This window comes from Streptomyces sp. NPDC006879 (genome assembly GCF_042869595.1).
GTDB lineage: Bacteria > Actinomycetota > Actinomycetes > Streptomycetales > Streptomycetaceae > Streptomyces.
In genome coordinates this window covers 227,613-236,764 of the sequence record NZ_JBIAGC010000005.1, presented here as the reverse complement: position 1 = coordinate 236,764, position 9,152 = coordinate 227,613, and the positions used below count along the sequence as shown (strand labels likewise).

The following is a 9,152-nucleotide window of genomic DNA, read 5'->3' as shown; positions in this document are numbered from 1 at the left end:
GAACTACAGACCCTCCTCGCCACCTGGACCGGCGCCTGCCCCACCTGCCACCGCGACATACCAAGCACCACACCAACCTGACCAAGCACTACTAGGAGGACCCCCATCTAAAGACAGGGGCGTAATCGAGTTGAGCCCCTTACTCTGAGCCCATGGCCGCCCTGGAACCCCGCGCGTCGGAGCTATCGCGCACCGAAGAACCACATCAGACCCCCCATCACACCGAAGAGCCGAAACCGACCGGGATTCTGGGTCCGGCCCACCGTTCGCTCAGCATCGGCATCATCACCGTCGTCTTCCTGATCGCCTTCGAGGCCACCGCCGTGGGCACCGCCATGCCGGTCGCCGCCCGGGAACTCGATGGCATCGCCCTCTACGCCTTCGCCTTCTCCGGGTACTTCACCACCAGCCTCTTCGGGATGGTGCTCTCCGGACAGTGGGCCGACCGCCAAGGCCCACTCCGCCCCCTGACCCTGGGCATCGTGGCCTTCGGCACCGGACTCCTGCTCTCCGGTACGGCCGGCTCCATGTGGCTCTTCGTGCTCGGAAGAGCGGTCCAGGGCCTCGGCGGCGGGCTCGTGATCGTCGCCCTGTACGTGGTGGTGAGCCGCGCCTACTCGGAACGATTGCGGCCAGCGATCATGGCGGCGTTCGCGGCGAGCTGGGTGGTCCCCTCCATCGTCGGCCCGCTGGTCGCCGGAAGCGTCACCGAGCACCTCGGGTGGCGCTGGGTCTTCGTGGGCATCCCCGTGCTCGTCGTCTTCCCCCTGGCACTCGCAGTGCCCGAGATCCGGCGCACCGCCTCCGGGCCCGCCGACCCCGATGCCGGGCCCGCCGCCTTCGACCGCCGGCGCATCCGGCTCGCACTCGGTATCTCGCTCGGTGCCGGACTGCTCCAGTACGGGGCGCAGGACCTGCGTCCCCTCTCGCTGGTCCCGGTACTGGCCGGTGTGGCGCTCCTGGTGCCGGCCGTGTGGGGGCTGCTGCCACGCGGTACCTACCGGGCGGCCCGCGGCCTGCCCGCCGTGGTGCTGCTGCGCGGCCTGGCCGGCGGATCGTTCATCGCAGCGGAGAGCTTCGTGCCGCTGATGCTGGTCACTCAGCGCGGGTTGAGCCCCACCTTGGCGGGACTCTGCCTGGCCGGTGGCGGAGCCACCTGGGCACTCGGTTCGTGGGTGCAGGCCAGGCCCAGGCTGGAGCCCTGGCGGGAGCGGTTGATGGTCCTGGGGATGGCCCTGGTGGGTGCCTCCATCGCCGCCGTGCCTTCCGTGCTCGTGGCGGCGGTGCCGGTGTGGGTGGTCGCGGTGTCCTGGGGGGTCGGTTGCTTCGGGATGGGGGTGACCCTCGCCTCGTCGAGCGTGCTGATGCTCAAGCTGTCCGCGCCCGAGGAGGCCGGGGCCAACTCAGCCGCGCTCCAGATCTCCGACGGCCTGGCGAGCGTGGTGCTGCTGGCGGTCGGTGGAGCCGCCTTCGCCACGCTGGGCGGCGGAGCGGTGGGCGCGGTGCACTCCGCGGCCAGTGCCGGGCCGGTCGGTTCGCACCCGGCGGCCTTCGTCGCCGTCTTCCTGCCGATGGCTGCGGTCGCCCTGCTCGGCGCCTGGGTCGCCACCCGCCTCGCGCCACCGAAGGCCCGCCCCGAGGCTTGCCGCGACCGGTGACGGGGCGGGCCCGCCGGGCCCCGCATGTCCACGGCCCGGGCCGCCCGTGGCGGTCCGTCACGCGGGGGTGGGCGGCCCAACTGCCCTGCCCGGCCGCCGAGCCGGCGTGATTGTGAGCTGAGTCGCACCCCACGAGGTCACGGCCTCGTCCAGCCCGAGGGACGGTCGGGCCACCGGTAGGGTGGCCCGGTTGTCGTACGTAAGCCCGTACAGTCCGTGCAACCGAGAGCACCGAACCGGAGACCGTGACTACTACCGCCTCCCACCACCTCTCACCCGCCTTTCCCGGCCGCGCCCCGTGGGGCACGGCCAGCAAGCTGCGCGCCTGGCAGCAGGGGGCGCTGGACAGGTACATCCAGACACAGCCCCGTGACTTCCTCGCGGTCGCGACGCCCGGCGCGGGGAAGACCACCTTCGCGCTGACCCTCGCGTCCTGGCTGCTGCACCACCACGTGGTGCAGCAGATCACCGTCGTCGCGCCCACCGAGCACCTCAAGAAGCAGTGGGCGCAGGCGGCGGCCCGGATAGGCATCCGCTTGGACCCGGAGTACTCGGCAGGTCCGCTGAGCCGCGAGTACCACGGGGTGGCGGTCACCTACGCGGGGGTGGGCGTGCGCCCGATGCTGCACCGCAACCGGTGCGAGCAGCGCAAGACCCTGGTCATCCTCGACGAGATCCACCACGCGGGAGACTCCAAGTCCTGGGGCGAGGCGTGCCTGGAGGCCTTCGACCCGGCGACCCGTCGGTTGGCGCTGACCGGTACGCCCTTCCGCTCCGACACCAACCCGATCCCCTTCGTCACCTACGAGGAGGGCAACGACGGCATCCGCCGTTCTTCGGCCGACTACACCTACGGTTACGGAAACGCACTCGGCGACGGTGTGGTCCGGCCGGTCATCTTCCTCTCCTACAGCGGCAACATGCGCTGGCGGACCAAGGCGGGTGACGAGATCGCCGCGCGGTTGGGCGAACCGATGACCAAGGACGCCGTTTCGCAGGCCTGGCGCACCGCCCTCGATCCGCGCGGTGACTGGATGCCGAACGTACTGCGGGCCGCCGATCAGCGGCTGACCGAGGTGCGCAAGGGCATCCCGGACGCGGGCGGTCTGGTGATCGCATCTGATCAGGACTCCGCACGTGCCTACGCCAAGCTGATCCGGGAGATCACCGGGGCCAAAGCGACCGTGGTGCTTTCCGACGACACGGGTGCCTCGAAGCGCATCGACGACTTCAGCGCGAGCGAAGACCGCTGGATGGTGGCCGTCCGGATGGTTTCCGAAGGCGTGGACGTGCCGCGGCTCGCGGTAGGGGTGTACGCCACCACGATTTCCACCCCGCTCTTCTTCGCCCAGGCGGTCGGTCGTTTTGTGCGTTCCCGTCGACGTGGTGAGACCGCTTCCGTTTTCCTTCCGACCATTCCGATGCTTCTCGGGTTCGCGAATGAGATGGAAGTCGAGCGGGACCATGTGCTCGACCGCCCGAAGAAAGAGGGCGAGGAGGACCCTTACGCCGAATCCGAGAAAGAGATGGACGAGGCGAACAAGGAGCAGGACGAGGACACCGGCGAACAAGACATGCTGCCTTTCGAGGCGCTTGAGTCCGACGCCGTCTTTGACCGGGTCCTCTACGACGGTGCCGAATTCGGCATGCAGGCGCACCCGGGAAGCGAGGAGGAGCAGGACTACCTCGGCATTCCGGGCCTGCTCGAACCGGACCAGGTACAGCTATTGCTCCAGAAGCGGCAGGCCCGTCAGATCGCGCACAGCCGTCGCAAACCCGACACCGAGGCGGATCTGCTGGAACTGCCGGCCGAGCGCCGCCCCGTGGTATCGCACAAGGAGCTGCTGGAGCTGCGCAAGTCGCTCAACACGATGGTCGGTGCCTACGTCCACCAGAGCGGCAAACCCCATGGGGTCATCCACACCGAGTTGCGCCGGGTCTGCGGTGGACCTCCGAGCGCGGAGGCCACGGCCGGGCAGTTGCGCGAGCGTATTGCGAAGGTCCAGGAGTGGGCCACGCGGATGCGGTGATTCCGCATGAAATGGGGGTGGCGTCCAGGTGGAGGAACCCACGGATGCCACCCCTTCGTTCGGGAACGCCCTTGCAGTAATGGATACGTAAAGAGGTGGCTCCCCGGTAAACCACGAGGGCGCACATCGGGCCCGCTGAATCGGGACAAACGACGCCGTCGCGCCCGGATTCTGGACGAGGTCTTCCGCTGAGCGGACCCGCTCGCTACATTCCCGGCAAAGAAACGCCCCGTGGCAGCGCCGCCGCGGAGCGCAGCCGGTGCCAAGGCCTAACCGGCGGCCTCTCCGTGCGTCGCCGATGGGACCGGCAGCGCGAACCCCCGTGGGAGGAACCGCCGTCACGCAGAGGCCGCTCACACAGAGGGAGAGGCGTCGTGACCGCGGAGACCTCCCAAACGCTCGACAGAGGGCTGCGTGTCCTCAAACTCCTTGCCGATACCGACCACGGACTCACCGTCACCGAGCTCTCCAACCGGCTCGGCGTCAACCGCACGGTCGTCTACCGACTACTCGCCACGCTCGAACAGCACGCCCTGGTCCGCCGAGACCTCGGCGGCCGGGCACGCGTGGGCCTGGGCGTACTGCGCCTGGGGCGTCAGGTCCACCCGCTGGTGCGCGAGGCGGCGCTGCCCGCGCTGCGCTCACTGGCGGAGGACATCGGGGCGACCGCGCACCTGACGTTGGTGGACGGGTCGGACGCGCTGGCCGTGGCCGTCGTCGAACCCACCTGGACCGACTACCACGTGGCCTACCGCGCCGGATTCCGGCATCCGTTGGACCGCGGCGCTGCCGGCCGGGCCATCCTGGCCGCACGGGCGGGGGCCCTGATGGACCCCGGCTACACCCTCACCCACGGCGAGCTCGAGGCGGGCGCCAGCGGGGCGGCGGCGCCCTTGGTGGGAATCACCGGCCTGGAGGGCAGCGTCGGCGTGGTGATGCTTGCCGACGCGGTGCCCGAGCGGGTCGGACCGCGCGTGGTGGACGCGGCCCGTGAGGTCGCCGACGCGCTGCGCTGAACACCGCGGGCACTCCCGGGACGGCTGTGCCCGCGGTGCGCACGGCGCTGGTGGGCGACCGTTAGATTGGAGGGGTGCTCTCACGCCTCGCTGGTCTCTCCCGCCCCGTCGCACTGGCCGTGTGCGCCGTGCCGGTGCTGGCCCTCTTCGCCGTTGCCGCGCTCGCCCCACTGCCGTTCGCGCTGGCACAGCCCGGGCTGACCGCGAACGTCCTCGGCTCGCAGGGGGGGACGAAGATCATCGAGATCACCGGGGCGCCGACCCGTGAGACCCGCGGCGAACTGCGGATGACGACGATCGTGGCGACCGGCCCGTCCGCTGACGTGGGCCTCGGTGACGTGGTGGACAGCTGGTTCCGCACGGACCGGGCGGTGATGCCGAGGGAGGCCGTTTACCCCTCCGGCGGGAGCGACAAGGAGATCGAGCAGCACAACTCGGCGGAGATGGCCGAGTCCCAGGACGAGGCGACCCGCGCCGCCCTGGGCTTCCTCGGTGAGAGCCCGAGCAAGGTCAAGGTCTCCCTCAACCTCGCCGACGTGGGGGGCCCCAGCGCCGGGCTGCTCTTCTCCCTCGGGATCATCGACAAGCTCGCCGGGAATGGTGACGGCGGAGACCTCACCGGTGGCCGGTCCGTCGCCGGTACGGGCACCATCTCGGCGGACGGTACGGTCGGCCCGGTGGGTGGCGTCGCGCTGAAGACGCAGGCCGCCAAGCGGGACGGGTCGAGTGTCTTCCTCGTCCCCAAGGCGGAGTGTTCGGACGCGAAGTCCGAACTGCCGTCGGGTTTGCAGCTGATTCCCGTGACCACCCTCAAGGACGCGGTGGGTTCCCTGAGGGCCCTGTCGGAGGGCGGGACGGTCCCCGCCTGCTGACCTCTCCCACGCGGACCGTCCGCGGCGCTGGGGTCACTCGCCGGCCGCCTGCTCCACCAGCGGGATGATCCGCAGTGGCACCGGGTTCTCCATGACGATCGCGGTGGAGGCCCGCATGATGCCCTCGAAGCCGACGACCCGGTCGATCACCCGCTGCAGATCGGCGTTGGAGCGGGCGACCAGCCGGCACAGCATGTCCCCGTGTCCGGTGGTGGTGTGCAGTTCCAGGACCTCGGGGACGGTGGCCAGGTGGGCCCGCACGTCCGAGCCCTGGCCCTGTTTGATCTCCAGGGTGGCGAAGGCGGTCACGGGGTAGCCGAGGGCGGCCGGATCGACCTGCGGGCCGAACCCGCGGATGACTCCGTTGGACTGCAGCCGGTCCAGACGCGCCTGCACGGTGCCGCGCGCCACTGCGAGGCGGCGAGAGGCCTCCAGCACACCGATGCGTGGTTCACGGGCGAGCAGAACGATGAGTCTGCCATCCAGTTCGTCGATCGACATCGAGCTCCTCCTGGTGGTCATCCTGTACAGACAGCCAGGAGATCCTGCCCATTCGCTGGGCAGTTTGACCAGTGGAACAAGAAACTATTGCGCAGCTTGTGGATCGGCGGGACTCTGCGTCCATGACTGAGACCCTGGATCACACCCCCGAGACCGCCCGCGCGGCTGACCCCTTCCCGGTCAAGGGAATGGACGCGGTGGTCTTCGCCGTGGGCAATGCGAAGCAGGCCGCACACTTCTACTCCACGGCTTTCGGGATGAAGGTGGTGGCGTACTCCGGTCCTGAGAACGGTGTACGCGAGACGGCCAGTTACGTCCTGACCAGTGGCTCGGCACGGTTCGTGTTCACCTCGGTGATCAAGGCGACCACCGACCGTGGCCGGTTCCTCGCCGAGCACGTGGAAGCACACGGGGACGGCGTGATCGACCTCGCGCTGGAGGTACCCGACGCGCGGGCCGCCTACGCCTACGCGGTCGCCCAGGGTGCCCGGGGCCTGGAGGAGCCGTACGAGGTATCCGACGAGCACGGCACGGTGGTGCTCGCCGCGATCGCCACGTACGGGCAGACCCGGCACACCCTGGTCGACCGCTCGCGCTACTCGGGCCCGTACCTGCCCGGGTTCGTGGCGATGGCCCCCATGGTGGAGCCGCCGGCCAAGCGCACCTTCCAGGCGATCGACCACTGCGTGGGCAACGTGGAACTCGGCCGGATGAACGAGTGGGTCGCCTTCTACAACAAGGTCATGGGCTTCACGAACATGAAGGAGTTCGTCGGCGACGACATCGCGACCGAGTATTCGGCGCTGATGTCGAAGGTGGTGGCGGACGGCACCCTGAAGGTCAAGTTCCCCATCAACGAGCCGGCCGTCGCGAAGAAGAAGTCCCAGATCGACGAGTACCTGGAGTTCTACGGCGGGCCGGGTGTCCAGCACATCGCCCTGGCCACCAACGACATCGTCGCGACGGTGCGCGCGATGCGTGCTGCCGGCGTGCAGTTCCTCGACACCCCCGACTCCTACTACGACACCCTGGGGGAGTGGGTCGGCGACACCCGCGTGCCGATCGACACCCTGCGCGAGCTGAAGATCCTGGCCGACCGGGACGAGGACGGCTATCTGTTGCAGATCTTCACCAAGCCGGTGCAGGACCGTCCGACGGTGTTCTTCGAGATGATCGAGCGCCACGGTTCCATGGGCTTCGGCAAGGGCAACTTCAAGGCGCTGTTCCAGGCGATCGAGCGCGAGCAGGAGAAGCGCGGCAACCTCTGACCGACCGACCCACACCGATTCCCGCGTACCCCCGCACCTGACCTTGAGGGGGTACGCGGTGCGCGCGGACGTCCCTACGGCTTGTCCGCCGGCTCCGCGGGTCCGGCTGCCGCCGGGGCAGGGGGCTTCCCCTCCGCCGCCGCGTCCTTGCGAGCGGCGGAACCTCCCCTGGCCCCGGCGTCGGCCTCCTGTTCCCTGGGGGCCTTGGGGGGCGCCTTCCCGGCGTCGGCCTTCGCCGCGGACTCCTTGGCGGGAGCACCCTTCGCGGAGGTGTCGGGTCGTTTCTTCTGGTCCGACTTCGGTTCCACCGCTCGCGGGGGCGTCGGCACCTTCTCGATCTTCGGAGGCGTCCACGTGCCGGATCCGTGCACGTTCTGCGGACCGCCCGATGGCTCCTTGATCGCCGCGAGCGCTTCCTTGGCCAGCGGCGCCCGCACCGGTGAGAACCGAGGGTTGGTACGCAGGCTCTCGTCCAGGTGTCGACGGGCCGCCGCCCAGTCCCCGAGGTCCTGTTCGATCACTGCCCGGTGGTAGGAGAAGTCCGCGCTACGCAGACCCTGGTCCGTCGCCTTCTTCGCGTACTCCAGGGCCTGAAGATCCGCGCCCGTCTGGTGGAGCGCCCACCCCAGTGCGTCGGCCACCTGGACGTTCGGGTGACGGTCCCACTCCGCGCGAAGCCGTTTCACGGCGGCGACCGGATCCCCGTGGTCGGCTTCGAACAGCCCGCTCACTACCTCCTGGCCCATTCCGTGCGAGGCCGCCCTCGCCGTCATCGACCGCAGGAGGGCGTAGGCCTGTGCGGCCTCCTCGCCCCGGTCCATCGACTCCAGCAGCTCCCCGAGTTCCAATGCCAGCTGCGGGCTCTGGGTGCGGGTGAGCGCCGTGCGGTAGGCCTTCACCGCCTCGCCGTGTCGATCCAGAGCGGCGAGAGCCCGAGCCTTCCCTCCCAACGACTGGTGGTGCGTGCCGTCCGCGCGCTGGGCCCCCTCGTACATGCGCAGGGCCTCGGCGGCCTCGCCGCGCTCCCAGGACAGCTCGCCGAGCCGGTAGAGGCACTCGACCTTCTCCGCGGGGGTGCGGGCCGCGGCGGCTGCGTTCTCCATCGCCGCCGTCGCGTCCTCCCGCCAACCCCGGTCCCGGTACACCTGCGCCGCCCGCGTGTACGCTGCCAGCCCGGGCCGCAGCGACAGCAGCTTCTCGGATGCGGCCTCGGCCGACTTGTACTCGCCGAGGCCGGTGTACGCGTCGACCAGCACCGGATAGGCCGTCCAACGTTGCGGTGACTGCGCCCGCACCAGCTCGCCCCATTTCTTGCCGGTGCGGAAGTCGTGGCGGGCCACCGCCAGCGCCCCCATCGCGACCATCGCGTCGTAGTTGCCCTTCTCCGCGGGGGTGAGTTGGAGCGAGCGCTTCAAAGCCCGCTCCGCCTTCGGGTACCAGGAGGTGTCCGTGCTCCGGCGGCCCCGTTCCAGGTAGGCCGAGCCGAGGACGGACCAGGCCGGTGCGTCCTTGTCGTGCTCGCGCAGCCAGCTCTCGCGGTCGTCGATCAGGGCCCCGAGATCGGTGGCGGAGGCGGGGGCCCCGAGGCCGACGGAGGACATCGCCCGGTCCTGGGGGCGCGGCGGCCGAGGATCGTCGGGCCGCGCCGGCCGGATCAGCAGCGCTCCGGCGATCAGGACCACGGCCACGGCGGTGGCCACGAGCGTCTTTCGGCCGGTGAAGCCGGCGGACGGGTACGGCTGTGCGGACTCATCGGCGTGTGGTGTCGGCATAAGGTCACTGTGCGTCAATACGAAGAGCACACCGT

At 70.0% G+C, this 9,152-nt stretch carries 7 protein-coding genes; 5 read left to right on the top strand and 2 right to left on the bottom strand.

Annotation, left to right across the window (positions count from 1 at the left end; all coding sequences use genetic code 11):
* Window positions 1-152: 152 nt before the first annotated feature.
* The 4 genes from ACFYMC_RS06660 to ACFYMC_RS06645 all read left to right on the top strand — a co-directional run bounded on the left by ACFYMC_RS06660 (window position 153) and on the right by ACFYMC_RS06645 (window position 5,576).
* Window positions 153-1,658, top strand: a complete 1,506-nt coding sequence (locus ACFYMC_RS06660) for an MFS transporter (protein WP_388519778.1) — start codon at window positions 153-155, stop codon at window positions 1,656-1,658.
* A gap of 245 nt (window positions 1,659-1,903) precedes the next feature.
* On the top strand, window positions 1,904-3,688 hold the full coding sequence (locus tag ACFYMC_RS06655; RefSeq protein ID WP_388519775.1) for a DEAD/DEAH box helicase: 1,785 nt from the start codon (window positions 1,904-1,906) through the stop codon (window positions 3,686-3,688).
* Window positions 3,689-4,062: 374 nt separating this feature from the next.
* Window positions 4,063-4,704: an IclR family transcriptional regulator gene (locus ACFYMC_RS06650; protein ID WP_388519772.1), complete on the top strand. Its 642-nt coding sequence runs from the start codon at window positions 4,063-4,065 to the stop codon at window positions 4,702-4,704.
* A gap of 74 nt (window positions 4,705-4,778) precedes the next feature.
* Entirely contained in the window at window positions 4,779-5,576 is a 798-nt protein-coding gene (locus ACFYMC_RS06645) for a S16 family serine protease (protein WP_388519769.1), read from the top strand.
* A 33-nt stretch (window positions 5,577-5,609) separates the two neighbouring features.
* On the opposite strand, the gene ACFYMC_RS06640 is transcribed toward ACFYMC_RS06645, so the two are convergent.
* Window positions 5,610-6,077, bottom strand: a complete 468-nt coding sequence (locus ACFYMC_RS06640; RefSeq protein WP_388519766.1) for an Lrp/AsnC family transcriptional regulator — start codon at window positions 6,075-6,077, stop codon at window positions 5,610-5,612.
* A 122-nt stretch (window positions 6,078-6,199) separates the two neighbouring features.
* Here ACFYMC_RS06640 and hppD point away from each other — a divergent pair, with 122 nt between their 5' ends.
* Window positions 6,200-7,345, top strand: a complete 1,146-nt coding sequence (gene hppD, locus ACFYMC_RS06635) for a 4-hydroxyphenylpyruvate dioxygenase (protein WP_388519763.1) — start codon at window positions 6,200-6,202, stop codon at window positions 7,343-7,345.
* Between the two features lie 74 nt (window positions 7,346-7,419).
* Here the strand turns inward: hppD and ACFYMC_RS06630 are convergent, their stop codons facing one another.
* Entirely contained in the window at window positions 7,420-9,117 is a 1,698-nt protein-coding gene (locus ACFYMC_RS06630; protein ID WP_388519760.1) for a hypothetical protein, read from the bottom strand.
* Between the last annotated feature and the right edge of the window lie 35 nt (window positions 9,118-9,152).